Raw genomic sequence first — 18863 nt, forward strand, 5'->3', positions numbered from 1 at the left:
TGATTATGCTATAATTATATTATCTATAAAATATTCAATACATAGAATAGGAGAGAAGATGATGATAAATATTGCTATTTGTGATGATGATAAATATTTTTTAGATTATATATCATGTAATATAGAGGAAGTCTTAAAAGATGAAGAAAAGATCATAGCAATTAATAAATTCACAGATGGAATAGAATTATTGGAAAGTCTCAAGCAAGAAAACACTAATTTTGATATTATTTTTTTAGATATAAATATGCCTAATATGGATGGCATAGAAGTAGCTGATGCTATTAGGAGGAAGGACAATGAAGTTCTATTAATATTTTTGACTTCTATGGAAGATAAAGTATATCAGACTTTTAAATACAATATATTTAGATTCATTAGGAAAATGTATATTGATACTGAGTTAGTAGAAGCACTACAAAGTGCAATGGAAGTATTAAAAGATGAAAAATATATATTTCAAACTATAGAAGAAGAAATACGGTTATATCTTAGAGAAATATTATATTTTGAATTTATAGATAGGGTTGTATCTATTAGGACATTTAGTAGAAAATATAAAACAAATATAAGAAGATTTAAAGATATTGAAGATATATTTTTATCTAAAGGCTTCGTGTCCATTCATAGGGGTTGTATAGTAAATGAAAATTATATAAAGAGCATTGGGAACTTATACATTACCCTAGATACAGAGGAAAAACTGTCTGTAAGTAGATATAAAATAGAAGAAGTAAAAAAAGCTTTCATAAGAGCCGCAAGGAGAGGATAAAAATGGGACAGTCTTTGCTATGGGGATTATATGAATACATACTATGCTTATTTGAAGTGATTTTGTTTTATGATTTTTCAAATTATATGTTAGGTAGAAATAAGGAGATAAAAGAGAAAATATATTATTCGTCCATTATAATACTATCAATACTTATATATATATTAACTAAAATAAATATATATTCAATAGAGAGGACCATATTGTTTTTTCTAATATCTTTATATGGAGTCAGTAAATTATTTAAAGGAAATATAAGAGAAAAATCATACTATACTTCTATGTTTTTTTTCTTGTTAATATTTTCTGATATTGTTACAGCCAATATACTAAGTTATTTCATTAGTAAAGATATTCAACAAATTATTGTAGATCAAACATGGAGCAGAGTGCTAGGGTCACAAATAGCTAAGTTAATATTATTTATATCTTTGAGAATTGTAAAAAATAATTCTAAAGACAATGATACAAATATTCCAAAATATTATTGGTATTGGATATTATTTGTATATTTAGTGTCAGGAGTAAATTTATTAGTGATATTTAAGATAAGTATTATTTTAAATGACTTAAATATAGAAATACAATATTTATCAATCCTAATTAGTTTAGGTTCTCTACTAATAGTTGTAATAACATATTATATATTTATAAAACTGAACCAAGTTTATAAAGAAAGAAGTAACTATAAAATAGTAGAAATAAAGAATGAAATGCTCATAAAAGAAATAGAAGAAAAAGAAAAGATATATACAGAAATTAGAAAGATTCATCATGATTTCAAAAATCATATAGTTTGTATAGATAAACTATTAGAACAAAGGAAAATAGAATCTGCGGAAAATTATATAAATAATCTAAGAGATGAAGTAATTGAAACTCACGCTTGGATTAAAACAGGTAATGATATATTAGACACCATATTAAACCAAAAAAAATTAGAAGGAAAAAAGAAAGGTATTAATATAGATATAAAGATAAACCTTTCGAAAGATATAAATATAAATCCCATAGACTTATGTACAATACTAGGAAATTTATTAGACAATGGGATTGAAGCAAATGAGAAAATAGTTAATAAAGAAGAAAGAAATATGAATATAAGTATAAGTACATATAAGGAGTATCTACATATAGATACATCTAATCCAACACAAATTAACCCAATAAATAAATACGGAAATCTTGAAACCTCAAAGGAAAACAAGGAAAGCCATGGATTTGGAGTAAAAAGTATACAAGCAATAGTAAAAAAATATAATGGAATCTTAAACTATGAGTGGAATAATGGAATATTTCAATTAAATATAATGTTACCTATGGAAAAGTTAGATTAATATTAATCTAGCTTTGATGGAACTGTCCAAATTATATATGCGAGAGTATGTTTTTTGAAAGTTATAAGGTAGGAAATAAAATATAACTATTAAATTATATTATGAGGAGGTAATTTTATGAATAAAAATACTAGGTATGTGGGAAAAAGAAATATGATTCTATTTGGAGTAGGGCTAATTATAATAATATTTGCATTGTACCTTATTGTATTTCCTAAAACTAAAGTAAAAGCTGAAAAGGATATAAATATATCGATCAATAGTATTGCAGCAAAAGAAGTAGTATCTGTAGGTAAAGTTAAATTAGAAAAAAATATTAGTTATAAAATAGATATATCTATGGAATCAGAGGATAAAATATTTGTAGCATTAAGTGATGCTAAAGATATTGTAAATGCTCAAGGAGTAGAATGGAAACAGTATTTTGAAATAACAGGCAAAGAATTACAACATACTTTTACAGGTATAGAAACTGGAGAATTTTATGTTTATGTCGGAAGTAAAGGTGGAGCTTTAGAAAATATAGAAGGCAAGTTATCCATTATATCCTAATAAAATAAAAATATTATTGTTTACAATTAGATTTTGAGGATAGCAAAAAACAATATCAGTCCGACAAAGCTTATATGTTAATCTTTATATAAAATAGTCTCATAGATTAATATTTAAGATATAATATGAAAACAGGTGATATAAAATGTCTGACAATAAAAAAAAGAATTATAGAATGATAATAGTAATTATGATATTTCCATTTTACTTAATTTTTACAATATTTTTTGAGATTATATTAGGTGCTGCAATCGGAGATAAATGGGATAAATTAGTTAATTTGGTTGATGAAAAAATTGATAAAAAAATATAATTAAAAAGTCCCTCACTAGTTATGTTATGATGTTACCCCTTAATTCTATATGTGGATTTAGGGGTAACATCATATCAAGATAAGTTAGGGTATTTTTAAGTATAAATCATATACTATTTATTATCCTTTCTGCAAAGGATTTTGCCAAGGTTTCTATATTTGGCACTTTTTCTATGGAGCCTTTATCATTGGCAATTGCCATAAGGGAGAAATAGGGTGGAAGTCTAAAGGTTTTATTCATATTTAAACTAGAGATCAGTTGTTTTCCTAAGGCATCTCCACCAGAATAGCCAGATACTATAATGGAAAATATACTTTTATCATAAAATTTAGTTTGTCTATATAAAGCAGTGAGCCTATTTATGGTGGCTACTAAATTTGCAGTTATCATATCATTATAATTAGGGCAAATAAATAATAATGAGTCTGCTTCAAGTATAGCAGGATAAATTTCCTCTACTACTATTCCACCATAGAAACAACGACTTTGATTTCCTAAATGTTTACAGGTCTTATAGGGGCAACCTTTACAATCCAGTACATTTCCATTGCCTACGTTGATTTCATTTATTTCAATATTATGGAGGCTTTTCTTTACCATATCCCAAAGAGTAAGGGTATTTGATACTTGTCTATTACTGGAATGGAGAACCAATAATTTTTTCTTTTTTTCAATAGAGTTAAAATCATCACAGAAAAATCTTTTACCTAATTCCTGACATTGATATAAACAAATATTTTCTAGGGGCATATTATATACTTTTTCCATAGCTATGAAATTTTCTAAATTTCCAGTGGCTTCTACTAAAGGTCTGCCTACAAAACTACAGCCAAGATTATTAGCTAAGAAGATTACAGACTGAGCCATGGTTTTTGTAAACATAGTATAGTTGCTATGGATTAAAACAGTGCCTTCAGAGTCCTTTAAAGAATCTTTTCCCATTTTATAGAGTTTGGAAAAAATATTGTTCAATACATTAGATGTACCAATTTCATTTAATTCCAAGACAAATAATATCCTTTTATTTTGTAAGTTTTCCACTTCATCTGCAGATTTTACTATTGTAAAATCTCTATTATCCAACACGGTAGACATCATCTTAGATAATAATTTACTAGGATTTTCTGGAACTATGACTACTATTTCTTTCATATAATCATCGCCAATTTATTATAAGTTTCTTGAAGTTTACTAAATAGTTCATTAGATAAATCAAGCTGTTCAACTTCAATTCCAGATGGAAGCAATCTACACTTAGAGCCCATATATACTTCCTTCATATATGTAGAGCCATAGAACCAATTACCATTTATAGTAGATATAATAGATAATGCACCAGAAGAAAGGGAAGGGGCCACAAAGGGTTTATATCCAAATCCTCTAACTTCTTTATTTGCGTTTATTGTTTTATCTGTTAAATAATTTGATATTTCTTCATTGTAGTTTTTTATACTATCTGCCACAATTAAACCTTCTCCATGAGGTCCAAATACTCTTCCTTCTTCAATATAATGAATCATTTCAGAAGATTGTTCTGCATAAAAACAAGCTCTACCATTCATTACTCCTAGGCCATATCCTATTATTTGATCGGAACTTAAGCCCTTAAAGTCCATATTTCCCTCATTATCTTTATTACTTTCAAGAAATGCAACCTTACAAAGTAAATCTACAGGATCTGATACTACTGCAAATATACCCTGAAAATTTCTTTCTCTAGCTAACTTTGAATATTCACCAATGATTTCAGAATTAGATTTAAGCTGAGCCATCCGTACATCTGTTATATCACTGCCCACTGGTGGTATGCCTTTAGATGCACAAAATATAAACATATCGCAATCAAATAAATCATCTTCTTCTAAGGGAATAACTTTAGGGAATGCTAGTTCATCAAAGGGACGTCTTATTTGATTTAGCTCGTATTCCCATCTTTTTAATCTATTTAAGTTTCTGTCATAAATACCTATAGTATCTATAAACTCTCCACCAAGAAGCCTTAGACCTATAAGAAGTGTACTTCCCACATCTCCCAATGCTATAAGGTTTAGTCTCCACTTTTTCTTTATTGGTTTAAGAAGTAAGTTTTTCCAACTAGGATAGTTTGTATTTATGGACATAATTTTTCTCTCATTGATTTTATCTATTATCCAACTTGGAATATGAGAACTATAATCTACAGAGTCTAATTGTAATATATTTAACCCTTCCTCTTTTAAATATAATAAAGAAGGGGAGGATATAGCAAAAGATTTTCTTGAATTTATAGGATTCATTGGGTTAAGAAAATATATTAAATCACTAATAGATTTTATTTCTTCTTCTGATACTTCATTGAGTTCATTATATTTACATAAGGAAAATAAATAATTATCTCTAAACTTATAGAATTTAAATTTTTCATACATTTATAAAGCCTCCTTATTTATCTTCTGATAATATTTTCTAATCTCATTAGGTATTCTAAATCCATATCTATACAAGCAGAAGGTTTAATATTTCTTGTCGAATTAATATTTCTTGTATCTGGATGTCTCAGCGATACTATTATTTCATCTAAGCCTTTGATATTTAAACTTTTCTGATTTATGGACTGATAAACTTCTTCAATGGATTTGAATATCATAAATGAATTCTTTAAGCAAATCTCCGATAAATTATATATAGCATCATTCTTGGTGTTTTTTATAAATTTTGGTGCTACATAGGGGAGAATCATATTTATACTTGGTATGGAACTTGACTGTAAAATAGTTTTATCTACCATATCACCACCGATAAAGGGGTATTGACTACTTTCGTTAAACCATAATTTTAGATTTGGTATGAAATATGCGTAGTCTAAAGGTAGATTTTTTTCTTTTCCAATTTCACTTCCTCTACCAGAGAGAATACCTAATATAACTTTTTTGATTTCTATTCCCATACTTTTTAAAATAGGCTCTATAACATTTATTCTATATCCTTTGTGAAGTAAATCATCTACCAATATAACAGGTCTATTAAAGGATTTTAGAATTTTAGCCTGTTCTGCTAAATTAAGATAGTGGGGATAAGCTTCAATATTGAAATCAATAATATTTGATTTAAAAACTTTTTCTGTGTGCATAGTCTTAGTGACAGTATTTGGTACGATGCTACTATTTAGTATAGAGCCGAATGGTACACACATATTAGGACCTAAAATTCTCCTTGAGGACTGAATTATACTAACCCCATTTGTATCACATATTTTTTGTATCAATTTGCTATAAGTCATATCCCTATTATAAGTAAGCAAAAGTTCTCCTGGATAAAGATTGACTAAGGCTTCTTTAAGTCTGATTCTGGTGTCTCTTATGGTTTCTAAAACCTTCAAATTTGTACTATAAGGTGGCTTCAACATATTTTCCAAATCTAAATTTAGGGTAATAGGGTTGTTCATATTTACCATGAAAATCGGGCTATTATTATATATAAAATCAGTCATGGCAAAACCCTGTAGTAATAACTGTTTTTCAACTTTAGGATTTATTTCTTTAGTAAGAGAATTATTATAAATTGCATAATTATAATCTCTATTTATGGCAACGGATAATGTTTCATTCAAAACAGTCTCTATTAAATAATCACTATTATTTTTAACGCAGACTCCAGATATTAAAACTATTCTACCTTTTACACTTTGCCTAATATATTCTGTAATAGATGAATTATTAAATTCATCATATAATATGCTTTGACGAATCCAATAGAAGGTGGAAAAACCTAATAATTCATGGCTATTTGCTTCTCTGACTAATAAAATTCTATAGCTTAATTTATTTCTAAGAGATTCTAAATGTTTTATATTTATTACTTCTCCGAATTGTTCTTTTATTTCATTTAAAAGTTTTTCACTTAAATTTCTCGCTACATTAACTTCGAGAGTTTTAGATTGTAATAAAGTTTTGTATTGAGGTTCCCTAAGATAGAGTCCATAGTCATATATATAGGATTCTGCAAGGGGGTCTATAAATTTAGATATGTCCCTATTTAAATCTATATTTTTTCTTATTTGAGAGGAACTAATATCTTCATATTGCGGTGGTAGAGAAAGTCTAATAATATTAGCCCTTATATTTTCAATACTTTCTTCTAGTTTTTTTTCATCATCATCCTTGGATATACTTGACTTTCTATCAAAGATAATATGTGGAAAATCTAGTATGGGACTTTCAATTTTATAAGCAGAGGCATTGACTAAAACATCTGAACCAACTACAATATACACATCATCAGAAGGAAATAGTTCTTTTAATTTATATAAATCATTTGGATTACTAATATTTATTGGTATATCTTTAGGAAATAAATAAATATCATTTTCTAAAGCAATGCTCATATTTATAATATTTCTTCTAAAAATATGAGGTTCTGTTCTCTTGGACCAAGAAAACTCATCTACAGCTAAATATACTTGAAATCCTTGATCCCTTATTTCTATGGCAATTTCTTTGTGGCCTAGAGAAAACGGGTCAAAGCTGCCTGGAAAGAAAGCAATTTTTTGTTTATTAATTTTTACTAAATCCTTATGATAAAATTCATAAAGAGAGATAAATCTATAGATATGGTTTAATGAGGCGGCATTACTGTAGAATAAAAAATCATCCTCTTTGTCTGTATATAAAAGAGTTAAAATCTTTTTCCCAATTCTATCAAAAATATTGAACTTTTCATCTAGACTAAGTGTCTTAGATTCAAATAGATTAGAACTCAAAATCATTAAAGACTCATTCTTAATATCCTTATCATAGGATGCCATAGCAATAGATAATAGACCTAAAAGTCTGTCTCTTCTTTTATAATAAATTTCTTGTTCTTCCTCAAATCTTTTTATATATTCACCATAATTTTCAATAGAAATAACTATAGTATTTAATAATAAAAATACTACTCTTGAACTAACAGTTTTTATTTTATCTTCAAAATCATCTATAATTTCATCTAGCTCATTAGGTGGCAGATAAAGAAGCAGTTGTCCTAAATAATAGGGAATAAACTTTGTAAATTGATAGTTATCCATTTCCAAAGCTCTTAGTAATTCTACTGCCACATCATTTTTTTCTTCAGGGGATAAAAGATGAAATATATTTAGCAGAGTTTCACCGCTATAGTTTCTAATTCTTTCTATGGCACTTACTTTAAGTATATTACATAAGTGCATAGCAGTATGGAGACCTTTACCCTTCGGATTTTTGACTACTTGGTCATATAATATATCTATATTTACTTTCTTTTTCACCCATTCAGTTGCAGTCTTTAGATTTTCTAAGAATATTTCAGAAGTATCATTTTGATTTTCTGCATAATTACTATCTAAAATCTCTTGGTAATTGGGAGATATGTTTATTTTCATACCTATAATATACTTTAGATAATTATCTGCTGGTATAGATGATTTTTGTAAATTAGCTATTATCCAGTTTCGGATAGAGGCAATAAACATTATATTATTAGTTGTGTTCAATATTTCATAAATAATATCCAATGTACTAAGCCTTATTTCTATATTATCTGAATCCAGTTGTTTTAATATATAGGTATATAATTTTAATAATCTATTATTATCTAAAGCTTTAATAGGAATATAATTAATAGTTTGAGATAAATAGAATTGTGCAGCAATAGATAAATCATTATAGTTATCATAATATTTATTTAAAACATCAAAGTATTTATTATAATTTGATCCATGGGATACTTCAAATAAAGATTTTATTATGTTTTTTAAATTATATAGCCATTCTCTCTGAGAATCTGCAACCTTGTGGTCAGGATAAAGAAGTTTATTCAGGAATTCGTCTAGTAAAATTTCAGAGGATTCTTTTGTTTCATAAGATTTCACTGATGAAGGTAGTTCTTTTCTATATTCCTCATCGAACAGTGCTATTAGTCTTCCTATTAGTTCAGCAGCTTCTTTTCGTATATCTTCACCAGTATGAAGCAGTAAATCCCACAGAAAATGTAAGGTAGTTGTTTTTTGTTCCTGTGTAAGGTAAATGGAATATTCCTTAAATATTTGCAAATAGAGCCTAAGTTTTCTCCAATTGGTTTCTCCCCTTGCCATTTCTATTATTGCATTAAAAGAGGAACTGTCTGTTAGCTTAGACATGAGATAAATATTATGTTCTATTGATATATATTTTATATTATCTAATACTTCTTTTTTATTCATTAACTCAAAGGGCTTTTTCTGAAGTTGTATAAGTTGATTATTTAAAGTAGTATCAAGTCCTAGAGATATAATATAATCTTCAAAATCCTTTAGCTTTTTATATACCTTTTTATATCTATTTTCCTTGGCAACATCTACATTATCTAATTTATCTAAAATTACATCAAATGAATCTTCTAAGGAGAATATATACATTTTGTAAACATTATTTTCCACCTTATTTTTAACTCTAAAGTCTGAGTATATAAGAATTAAGGATTCAATAGATAGGTTCTCCAGTTCTAAATCCCAAGTTGAATGGTTAGTGGCTATATGACCGATTTTATCCATATTAAATCTTTTGAACCATTCTTCAGTATAATAATAATGAAGATATGGGACTCTATTTATTTCATCTTTGAGAACACCATATTTACCTATATCATGGCCCAAGCTAGTTCCTGCTACAACACCTAAATCTACAGGAAGTCCTAAAGAATTGAGCTGTCTTGCAATATACATACTTAAATAATTTACTCCTATAACATGATGAATAGTATTGTGTCCAGTAATAGCCATATCTAAATACATTAGTTCCTTAATATAACAATTATAAAATACATCTTTAAAAGTAAAATACTCTGGTGTAATATTATTCATCAGTTCTTCTTCACTAGTAAGAAAAGTTAGGGGATATTTATTGGTGAAGTCACTATTATTAGTTGATTCTATTTTGTCTAAAGAATAATTTAAAACTTTCAAGAAAAATTCATATATTGGAACTAAATCAAAGTTAAATTCATTTATACCCTTGTGAGGAAAAGACTTATTATTGAGCCAGTTAAATATTTGAACAATATAATCTCTAGAGCTACCTGAATCATACTGATTAAAATAATCTATAAACAAATCAAATAAAGAAAAGACAGAAAAGTCTCTGTCTTTTAGATAATTGTCCAATTTAGATTGAAACTTTTCACTATTTATATACTTGTAAAGAGTTTCTTTGTATCTTAATAAGTAATTTTTCTCAATTTCCTTAATTAAAAAATCATATATTTCTGCTTTCATCAACTGTGAATCCTCCTTCGAAGAGCCTCTCCTGTTGGAGTAGTAGCCACACCTCCTAAGGCAGTTTCTCTTAAAGCTTCAGGAAGTAATTTACCTACTTTATACATAGCTTCAACTACTTCGTCGAAAGGAACTAAAGATTTTACTCCTGCTAATGCTAGATCGGCAGAAATCAGTGCATTGACAACTCCAGAAGCATTTCTAAGGGCACAGGGATATTCTACTAATCCACCTATAGGGTCACAAACTAATCCCATTATGTTGACTAATGCAAAAGCAGCAGCATCAAAAGAAGCTTCTGGAGTACCACCAGCCATTTCAACAATTGCGGCAGCAGCCATTGCGGCAGCAGAGCCACATTCAGCTTGACATCCTCCTTCAGCCCCAGAGACAGTTGCATTTTTAGCAATTATTTCACCTATACCAGCAGAAGTAAAAAGTCCTGCTAAAAGTTCATCGTCATTTAAACCTAATTTTTGACCAGCAGATAACAATGCACTAGGTAATATTCCAGATGCACCAGCCGTTGGAGCTGCAACTATTTTCCCCATAGACGCATTTACTTCAGATGTGGATAATGCTTTAGCCATGGCAGAAATAATAAGGTCTCCAGTCAATGTTTTTCCAGAATTTCTATATTCTTCAACTCTCTTTGAATCTCCTCCAGTTAGGCCGCTAACTGATATAATTTCTTTATCTAAAGCAGTGGTAGCAGAGTTTTTCATTACTAATAGAGTTTCTTTCATTCTGCTTATTAATTCATCCTGTGAGATTTCAGAGTTTTTAAGCTCCTTTTCTATTACTATTTCAGATATTTTTTTATTTTTTTCATTACATAATTTTAATAATTCTTCAGCTTTATTAAACATATTATCACCTCTTAATCGGGTTTATTCCTTTAATGTATATTATTTCATCTAGTGTATCCATTTCATTTACAATATCCTTATTTATTTCTGAATCAGTTTCTACAACCATAGTTGCAATATCACTTTCTCTAGTTACTTTCATTGTAGCTATATTAATGCCGTTAGTAGATAAAATGGAACTAATACGAGAAATAACGCCCTTTTGATCTATATATTTAATAAGCATAGTAGGATAATCGCCACTAAATTCAACCTTGTTTCCATTAATATCTGTAATTAGTATATTCCCTCCACCTATAGAAGAACCTATAATATAAATATTTTCCTTATCTTCGAACTCAAATACTATTTTTACAGTGTTGGGATGCTGATAGCCTAAGTCAGCTTCTATAAACTCAAAATCTATATTTTTTGATTTCGCAATTTCAAAGGAATTTCTAAGATCTTCATCAGAAGGTTCCATTCCAAGAATACCTGCTACTAGTGCTTTATCAGTGCCGTGACCTTCAAAAGTTTTTCCAAAAGAGCCATGTAAGTAAAAGGTTACTTTATGAAATTCAGCATCTACAACATCTTTTGCCACTTTAGCTAATCTTGCAGCACCAGCAGTATGGGAGCTTGATGGACCAATCATAACAGGACCTAAAACATCAAATACTCCATAATCTTTCATTATACTACCCCCTTATTCTTTTTAATCAATTCATTCTATCATTATATACCCAATTCTGCAATAAAATTAACCTCCAAGAGTAATATCTTGAACATTGTACCAGTTTAAAGCATCATGAAGATGTTGTGACTTAAAATCAGGCCAATAATCTTCAATTATATAGAAATCTGAATAAACAGATTGTAAAGGTAAAAAACCACTGAGCCTTCTTCTGCCACCCCATCTTATAATTAAATCAACTCTAGAAATATCTCTAGACTTAATTGAACTAAAAGGATTGGACTTGTTTCCCCCTTGGACTAAATAATCTTTTAAATCCCATTGCCATCCATAGTTCACTAAGAAATTAACTTTAATTCCACCTTTACAAAATCTTTGTCTTTTAATTGCAAAAGGTATTAGTTCCTTTGGAAACATATCTGATTCTGTATTACCAAGGACTAATAAATCTGCATTTTCCTTTGATAATAAATTAACTGCATTTATACAAGCCTTTGTAAAGGCTAATCTTTGAAATTTTGGCCTCTTAGTATTATCTACTGTAAATCCATAGTAAGTAATTTCTTTTATTCCAATGTCTTCACAAAGCTTAAATAATTTTAATCCTGGATCCAATCCTTCATCATAGCCTTTATCTTTAGTCATACCATTTTCTACTGCCCAGCGTCTATTGCCATCTGGGATTATACCTATATGATTTGGTATTCTCATATTGATACCTCCTAAATTATGTTAAGTTTAGTATTCCATATGTAGTAAAAAAGAATACATAAAATAAGATACAAATAAATATTATGGTAATTATTTCATAAATCAAAACTATAATGTAATAAGGTAATGTAAGTATAAATACATATTACCCAAATTATTAATAAGGAGGAATCATAATGAAAAGGTATCTAGCTTTATTGTTGGCAATAATACTAATTGCCTCGGTCTTAGCAGGTTGTGGAGGAAAAGAGGTAGCACCAGAAACAGAGATCGAGGTTGAAGAAGTAGATGAAACTAAGGAAGAACCAGCTGAAAAGGGACCAACAGTTTATAGGATTGCTGGAAGTAAGACTGCAACATTGAACCCTCATATTTATGAGACAACTGCAGAATCAGATACTATGCTTTTTATTTTTGGTAACTTATTAAAACTAATTTATGATGAAGATATTGATAGCTATAAATTTATTGGGGATCATGCAGAAGGTGTTCCTACAAAAAATGAAGAAGGAACAGTATGGACTTTTAAGTTAAAAGAGGGACTTAAGTGGGAGGACGGCGATCCTCTTAATGCTAATGACTATGAATACTCTTATAAAATGCTTTTAGATCCAAAGCTGAAAAACATGAGAGGACCTCAAGTTTTTGATGCTGATGTGGTGGTAGTAAATGCTAAAAAGTACTGGGATGGAGAATGTGCGTGGGAAGATGTAGGTATAAAGGCTTTAGACGATTATACACTGGAAATAACTATTGGTTTTCCAGTTCCAGAGATGGATTTTTACTTAGGATTTACAAATGGTGGAGCTAGTTCACCAGTACAAGAAAAAATATATGAAGCTGGAATGAATGAAGACAGAACAGAAACTAACTATGGGACTTCTATGGAGACCACACCTTCTTCAGGACCATATAAATTTGAAGAGTGGATAAGAGATCAAAATAAAATATATGTAAGAAATGAGTATTCTCCTATAGCAGAAATTTATACTGTAGATAGAATTGAGTCAAGAGTTGTAGAAGATGCCAATACAAGAGTTCAATTATTTGAAAATAATGATATAGATAGCGTAGTACTATCAGGAGCTAACTATGATAAATATTCAGAAGATCCAAGATTAGTATTTTCAAAAACAACTGGAGTATGGTCAATGTTTGTAAATATGACATCAGAAACTAAACCATTTTTAAGAGACGTAAACTTTAGAAAGGCTTTATTCTATGGAATGGATAGAAAAGCTATAGCAGAAGACATCTATAAAACAGCAGTACCAGCACCTTATGTTGTTTCAACTGCTAAAATAGCTGCTCCGTCAAAGGGATTAGCATATCGTGATACAGATATTGGAAAGAATATATTACCAGAAAATAATGGTTATGACTTAGAATTGGCAAAAGAATATTTTGATAAAGCATATGAATCTTATGGAAAGAAAATGGAATTAGAAATTCAATATTTCGATAATAGTGAAAACATGAAAAGAACAGCAGAATTCTTAGAACAAGAATATGAAAATGCTTTTGGATCAGATAGATTAGATGTGGTTTTAAGAGGCGTACCATGGCAAAATGCTTATGATAATATGGAAAATGGAAACTATGATTGTGGATTTGGATCATGGTCTGGTGGAGAATTTAATCCTTGGTCAAGTATGGAAGTTTATACACAAGGATTTACAAGTAAAATTGATCAATTTGGAAACGATGAGTTTGATAAACTTTTTGAAAGAACTGTTAGAGGAGATTTAATATTTAAAGAAGGAGAAAGACTACAAGCATTGGCGGAAATGGAGGAAATGTTATTAGATGCAGTACCTTTTGTACCTATGTATGAACCACAAATAACTTCAATATTTGCAGATAGAGTTCATTTAATTACTAAAGGTAAATATGTACCTGGAATAGGATTTGCTACACTACAATCTGAATATGATCCACTGGATTAAGTATAGATTATCAAGAATTATGAGCTAGGACATAAAATATCAAGTATTTATAACGATAAAAATCGTTATAAATACTTGGTACATAATAAAAAATGCTGATAAAACAGTGAAATTTCTTGAAAGGGGCAAAAACAATGTTTAGGTATACTGCTCAAAGATTAACCTTGTTAGTTATTACTTTATTTATGATAATTTCAGTTTCATTTTTTGTATTACATTCAATGCCGGGAAGTTTTATTACTGATCCTAAAATGCCTAAAGATGTAAAAAAGGCTATTGAAGATAAATATCATCTAAATGAGCCAATGATAGTTCAGTATGGATATTTTCTAAAGGATTTTTCAAAATTTGATTTTGGTTTATCTATAGCAATACAACCAAAAGTTCCAGTAAATCAAATATTAGCAACTAAAGTACCAGTATCAATGCAGCTTAATATTTTCTCCTTACTTCTTAGTTTGCCTATTGCTATTGTATTTGGAATCTGGGCAGCTCTTAAAAAGAATAAGCTTCCAGATCATATTATTTCCATTATGATAATAGCATTTATAGCTATTCCTTCATTTGTATTTGCATCTTTATTACAGTATTTTATAGCATTTAAACTAGGATGGTTTCCTATAGTCGTTAGTACAGAAAAAGTACTTACGTGGAATAAATTTAAATCCATTATACTTCCAATATTGGCACTTTCATTTGGTTCCATTGCAGGAGTAGCAAGGTATACACGTGCAGAGCTATGTGAAGCACTTAATTCTGAGTATATGCTTCTTGCAAAGGCAAAAGGTTTAACACAAGTTCAGGCAACTACTAGACATGCCATGAGAAACTCATTTATACCACTTGCCAATATTATAATCCCAATGTTTACTGGAATATTAGGTGGTTCTCTAGTTATAGAAAAGATATTTAGTATTCCAGGTATGGGAAGTGTCATGCTTGATGGAATAAATGCAAAGGACTATCCAGTAGCTATGGGAGTATTGTTTTGGTATTCCTTACTAGGATTATTGACTATTTTAATAGTGGACTTGTCCTATGGAATTATAGATCCTCGTATACGTATAGGAGGGAGAAAATAATGAAGAATAATACTAAAAAGAACATAGAAAATAAATTTGAATTTATACAATTAGATGAAATATTAAAGGATGAAAAATTTGAAGGTGAAGCTATTGGTTTTTTTAAAGATGCAATGATAAGGTTTAGAAAAAATAAGGCATCTGTCACCTCTTTTGTTATTATATCATTTTTAGTATTTATGGCTATTTTTGGTCCTATGATGAATGAATATGGCTTCAAGGAGCAAAATTTGAAATTAACTCTTATGCCTGCTAGAATACCTATTATTGAAAAAATGGGAGTATTTGATGGAACTAAGGTTATGAATATTTCAAAAGACAATATAGAAGGAAAATATAAAGGTGCAGTACTACAAGTCATCAAGGAATACAAAGTAAAAGACAGAGAAATGGCTACAGTAAAAGTAGATATGTATAAATATAAAGAGGTAAAAGATAAATATTTTTGGTTTGGAACTGATTCTCTAGGAAGAGATCAATGGACTAGACTATGGAGAGGTACAAGAATATCACTAATTATATCAGTTATAGCCATGTCAGTAAATATCGTTATTGGAGTAGTATATGGAGCTATATCTGGATATTATGGAGGTTTAGTAGACTTAGGGATGCAAAGATTTATTGAAGTATTAAATGGAATTCCATTTTTAGTAGTTATAATTCTGTTTGTTTTATATTATGGACCAGGAATTATTCCTATTGCCTTGGCTTTATGCCTTACTGGATGGATTGGAATGAGTCGAATGATAAGGGCACAGTTTTATAAATATAAAGGAATGGAATATGTATTAGCTTCTAGAACTTTAGGAGCAACAGATAGAACCCTTATTTTTAGACATATATTGCCAAATGCTTTTGGTATTATTATTACCATGAGTGCACTTGCAATACCTGGAGCAATATTTCAAGAATCCTTTTTAGCATATATAGGATTAGGAATTCAAGCACCAGAACCATCTATAGGTGTATTGTTAGCAGAAGGACAATTGGTATTATTGGAGTATCCGCATTTAACTATATTTCCTGCATTAGTAATTTCAATTCTTATGATTTCTTTTAACCTATTAGGAAATGGTTTAAGGGATGCTTTTGATCCAACATTAAGAGGGCAAGAATAAGGGGGGGCACAGGATGAATAATGGAAGTAGTATATTAGAAGTTAGGGATCTATATGTGACCTTTAATACATATGCTGGAAAGGTCCATGCAGTTAGAGGTGTTGATTTAAGCCTTAGAAAAGGTGAGACTTTAGCGATAGTTGGAGAATCAGGTTCTGGTAAATCTGTTACTGCAAGAACAGTAATGGGATTATTAGCTAAAAATGCTAATATCGAAAGGGGAGAAATTCTATATAAGGAAAAGGATTTGACAAAGCTGAATGATAATGAAATGTCAAATATTAGAGGGTCAGAAATTGCAATGATATTCCAAGACCCTATGTCTTCTTTAGATCCAGTTATGAAAATAGGAAGACAGATTACAGAGGCACTTAGGATTAAACAAGGAATGCCTAGTGAAGAGGCTAAAAAGAAGGCATTGGAGTTAATGAAAGCAGTGGGAATTGATGAGGTTGAAAAAAGATTTAATCAATATCCATTTCAATTTTCTGGTGGAATGAGACAACGTATAGTTATTGCCATAGCATTGGCTTGTGACCCAGATATATTAATATGTGACGAGCCTACTACAGCACTGGATGTTACAGTTCAGGCAAAAATACTTGATTTAATAAAGGAAATACAGAAGGAAAGAAATATAGGTGTAATATTTATTACCCATGATTTAGGTGTAGTAGCCAACTTAGCAGATCGAGTTGCTGTAATGTATGGAGGGAAAATAGTGGAATATGGAACTGTAGATGAAATATTTAAAAATCCGAGAAATCCTTATACCATGGCATTACTTTCTGCAATGCCAGATTTGGAAACAGATTCTTCTACAGAACTATATGTCATACCAGGCACACCTCCAAATATGCTTTATCCGCCAAAGGGTGATGCCTTTGCACCTAGAAATCAATTTGCCATGAGGATTGATTTAGAAGAACATCCACCTATGTATAAAGTATCTGATACCCACTATGCAGCTACTTGGCTCCTACATGAAGATGCGCCAAAAGTTGATTTAAATAGTTATAGAAAGAAAACTACAGATGATAGGAAAATTCTAGATAAAATAAATCAAAGACCAAAAGATGAAAAGCCCATAGTAGAAGTTAAAAATTTGAAACAGTATTTTACATCAGGATTTGGTAGAAGAAAACTTGTAGTAAAGGCAGTTGATGATGTAAGTTTCCATATATATAAGGGGGAAACCTTTGGATTAGTAGGAGAATCAGGTTGTGGAAAAACTACTACAGGAAGGTCTATTATTAGACTCTATAACCCAACAGATGGAGAGATTTACTTTAAAGGAAAACTTATATCAAAGAAATCAAGACATAAGGAGATAAAAGAAAATACAAGAGGAATCGCAATGATATTTCAAGACCCTATATCATCATTAAATCCTAGAATGACTGTTAAGGAAATAATAGGGGAAGGTTTGAGAATAAATAAATTATATAATAGTGAAGAAGAAATAACAAATAAAGTGTATGAAATGCTTGAGACTGTAGGGCTTACTAAAGAACATGCAAACAGATACCCCCATGAGTTCTCTGGTGGCCAAAGACAACGTATAGGAGTAGCTAGGGCTTTAATCACAAACCCTGAGCTAGTAATAGCTGATGAGCCTATATCAGCTCTAGATGTATCTATACAGGCACAAATTCTTAATTTATTAAACAATATAAAGAAGGAATTAGGACTTACTGTAATGTTTATAGCCCATAATCTTTCAGTAGTTAAGTATTTTTCAGATAGAATAGGAGTAATGTATTATGGAAAATTAGTGGAAATAGCGAATGCAGAGGAATTATATAGAAACCCATTACATCCATATACAAAATCTCTATTATCGGCTATTCCAATACCAGACCCTGATTATGAAAAAAATAGAAAACATATATATTATGATCCGACAATTCATGACTATAGTATAGAAAAACCTGAAATGGTTGAAATAAAAGAAGGACATTTTATATATGCCTCACCTTCTGAAGTAGAAGAATATCGAAAATCTTTATAGATAGATCATAATTATAAATATATTTAATGATTTTTAAATTTAAAAAAAGATATTTATATATCCTAAAATTACCTTGTATGTAAAGAAAAATAAAACTAAAAATACATACGAGCTTCCTGTGATACGATAAAAATAGAAAATCCTCACAAATAAATTAAGGTATAATTGTAATTGAGAGAAAACAATTCTTAATTTAAAGGAGGATCTACTATGAATTATAAACAAAATCAAA

At 29.5% G+C, this 18863-nt stretch carries 14 protein-coding genes; 8 read left to right on the forward strand and 6 right to left on the reverse strand.

The genetic code is table 11. The features are described from left to right. Positions 1–58: 58 nt before the first annotated feature. The 4 genes from FYJ83_RS15380 to FYJ83_RS15395 all read left to right on the forward strand — a co-directional run bounded on the left by FYJ83_RS15380 (position 59) and on the right by FYJ83_RS15395 (position 2974). A complete protein-coding gene (locus tag FYJ83_RS15380) occupies positions 59–772 on the forward strand; it encodes a LytR/AlgR family response regulator transcription factor (protein ID WP_154441997.1) in 714 nt (237 codons plus the stop codon). 2 nt (positions 773–774) lie between these two features. Next, positions 775–2109, forward strand: a complete 1335-nt coding sequence (locus tag FYJ83_RS15385; RefSeq protein ID WP_154441999.1) for a sensor histidine kinase — start codon at positions 775–777, stop codon at positions 2107–2109. 117 nt (positions 2110–2226) lie between these two features. Next, entirely contained in the window at positions 2227–2661 is a 435-nt protein-coding gene (locus FYJ83_RS15390) for a hypothetical protein (RefSeq protein WP_154442001.1), read from the forward strand. A gap of 145 nt (positions 2662–2806) precedes the next feature. Further along, positions 2807–2974 (forward strand): hypothetical protein, encoded by a 168-nt coding sequence (locus FYJ83_RS15395; RefSeq protein WP_154442003.1) that lies wholly within the window; start codon positions 2807–2809, stop codon positions 2972–2974. Positions 2975–3080: 106 nt separating this feature from the next. On the opposite strand, the gene FYJ83_RS15400 is transcribed toward FYJ83_RS15395, so the two are convergent. From FYJ83_RS15400 to FYJ83_RS15425, 6 genes are all read right to left on the reverse strand, one after another. Continuing rightward, complete coding sequence (locus tag FYJ83_RS15400; RefSeq protein ID WP_154442005.1) at positions 3081–4127, reverse strand: flavodoxin family protein; 1047 nt, start codon at positions 4125–4127, stop codon at positions 3081–3083. Beyond that, complete coding sequence (locus FYJ83_RS15405) at positions 4124–5383, reverse strand: Rossmann-fold NAD(P)-binding domain-containing protein (protein WP_154442007.1); 1260 nt, start codon at positions 5381–5383, stop codon at positions 4124–4126. Before FYJ83_RS15405 ends, FYJ83_RS15400 begins: the two co-directional genes overlap by 4 nt. Positions 5384–5400: 17 nt before the next feature. After that, the gene (locus FYJ83_RS15410; RefSeq protein ID WP_154442023.1) at positions 5401–10221 is read right to left on the reverse strand and encodes a cytidyltransferase; all 4821 of its coding nucleotides are present in this window, start codon (positions 10219–10221) and stop codon (positions 5401–5403) included. After that, positions 10221–11090 carry an L-serine ammonia-lyase, iron-sulfur-dependent, subunit alpha gene (gene sdaAA, locus FYJ83_RS15415; protein ID WP_154442009.1) on the reverse strand — a complete coding sequence of 290 codons (870 nt, stop codon included), beginning with the start codon at positions 11088–11090 and terminating at the stop codon, positions 10221–10223. The genes FYJ83_RS15410 and sdaAA overlap by 1 nt, the downstream gene beginning before the upstream one ends. 4 nt (positions 11091–11094) lie before the next feature. Then, the gene (gene sdaAB, locus FYJ83_RS15420; RefSeq protein WP_154442011.1) at positions 11095–11763 is read right to left on the reverse strand and encodes an L-serine ammonia-lyase, iron-sulfur-dependent subunit beta; all 669 of its coding nucleotides are present in this window, start codon (positions 11761–11763) and stop codon (positions 11095–11097) included. Between the two features lie 66 nt (positions 11764–11829). Further along, complete coding sequence (locus FYJ83_RS15425; protein ID WP_154442013.1) at positions 11830–12474, reverse strand: undecaprenyl diphosphate synthase family protein; 645 nt, start codon at positions 12472–12474, stop codon at positions 11830–11832. Between the two features lie 176 nt (positions 12475–12650). Between FYJ83_RS15425 and FYJ83_RS15430 the strand changes: the two genes are divergently transcribed. From FYJ83_RS15430 to FYJ83_RS20485, 4 genes are all read left to right on the forward strand, one after another. Further along, on the forward strand, positions 12651–14420 hold the full coding sequence (locus FYJ83_RS15430; protein ID WP_154442015.1) for a peptide ABC transporter substrate-binding protein: 1770 nt from the start codon (positions 12651–12653) through the stop codon (positions 14418–14420). 134 nt (positions 14421–14554) lie between these two features. Continuing rightward, positions 14555–15502: an ABC transporter permease gene (locus tag FYJ83_RS15435; protein ID WP_154442017.1), complete on the forward strand. Its 948-nt coding sequence runs from the start codon at positions 14555–14557 to the stop codon at positions 15500–15502. Next, on the forward strand, positions 15502–16620 hold the full coding sequence (locus FYJ83_RS15440) for an ABC transporter permease (RefSeq protein ID WP_154442019.1): 1119 nt from the start codon (positions 15502–15504) through the stop codon (positions 16618–16620). The genes FYJ83_RS15435 and FYJ83_RS15440 overlap by 1 nt, the downstream gene beginning before the upstream one ends. A 13-nt stretch (positions 16621–16633) precedes the next feature. Next, on the forward strand, positions 16634–18631 hold the full coding sequence (locus FYJ83_RS20485) for an ABC transporter ATP-binding protein (protein WP_154442021.1): 1998 nt from the start codon (positions 16634–16636) through the stop codon (positions 18629–18631). Positions 18632–18863: the final 232 nt, after the last annotated feature.

The organism is Tissierella pigra (assembly GCF_009695605.1).
Taxonomy (GTDB): domain Bacteria; phylum Bacillota; class Clostridia; order Tissierellales; family Tissierellaceae; genus Tissierella; species Tissierella pigra.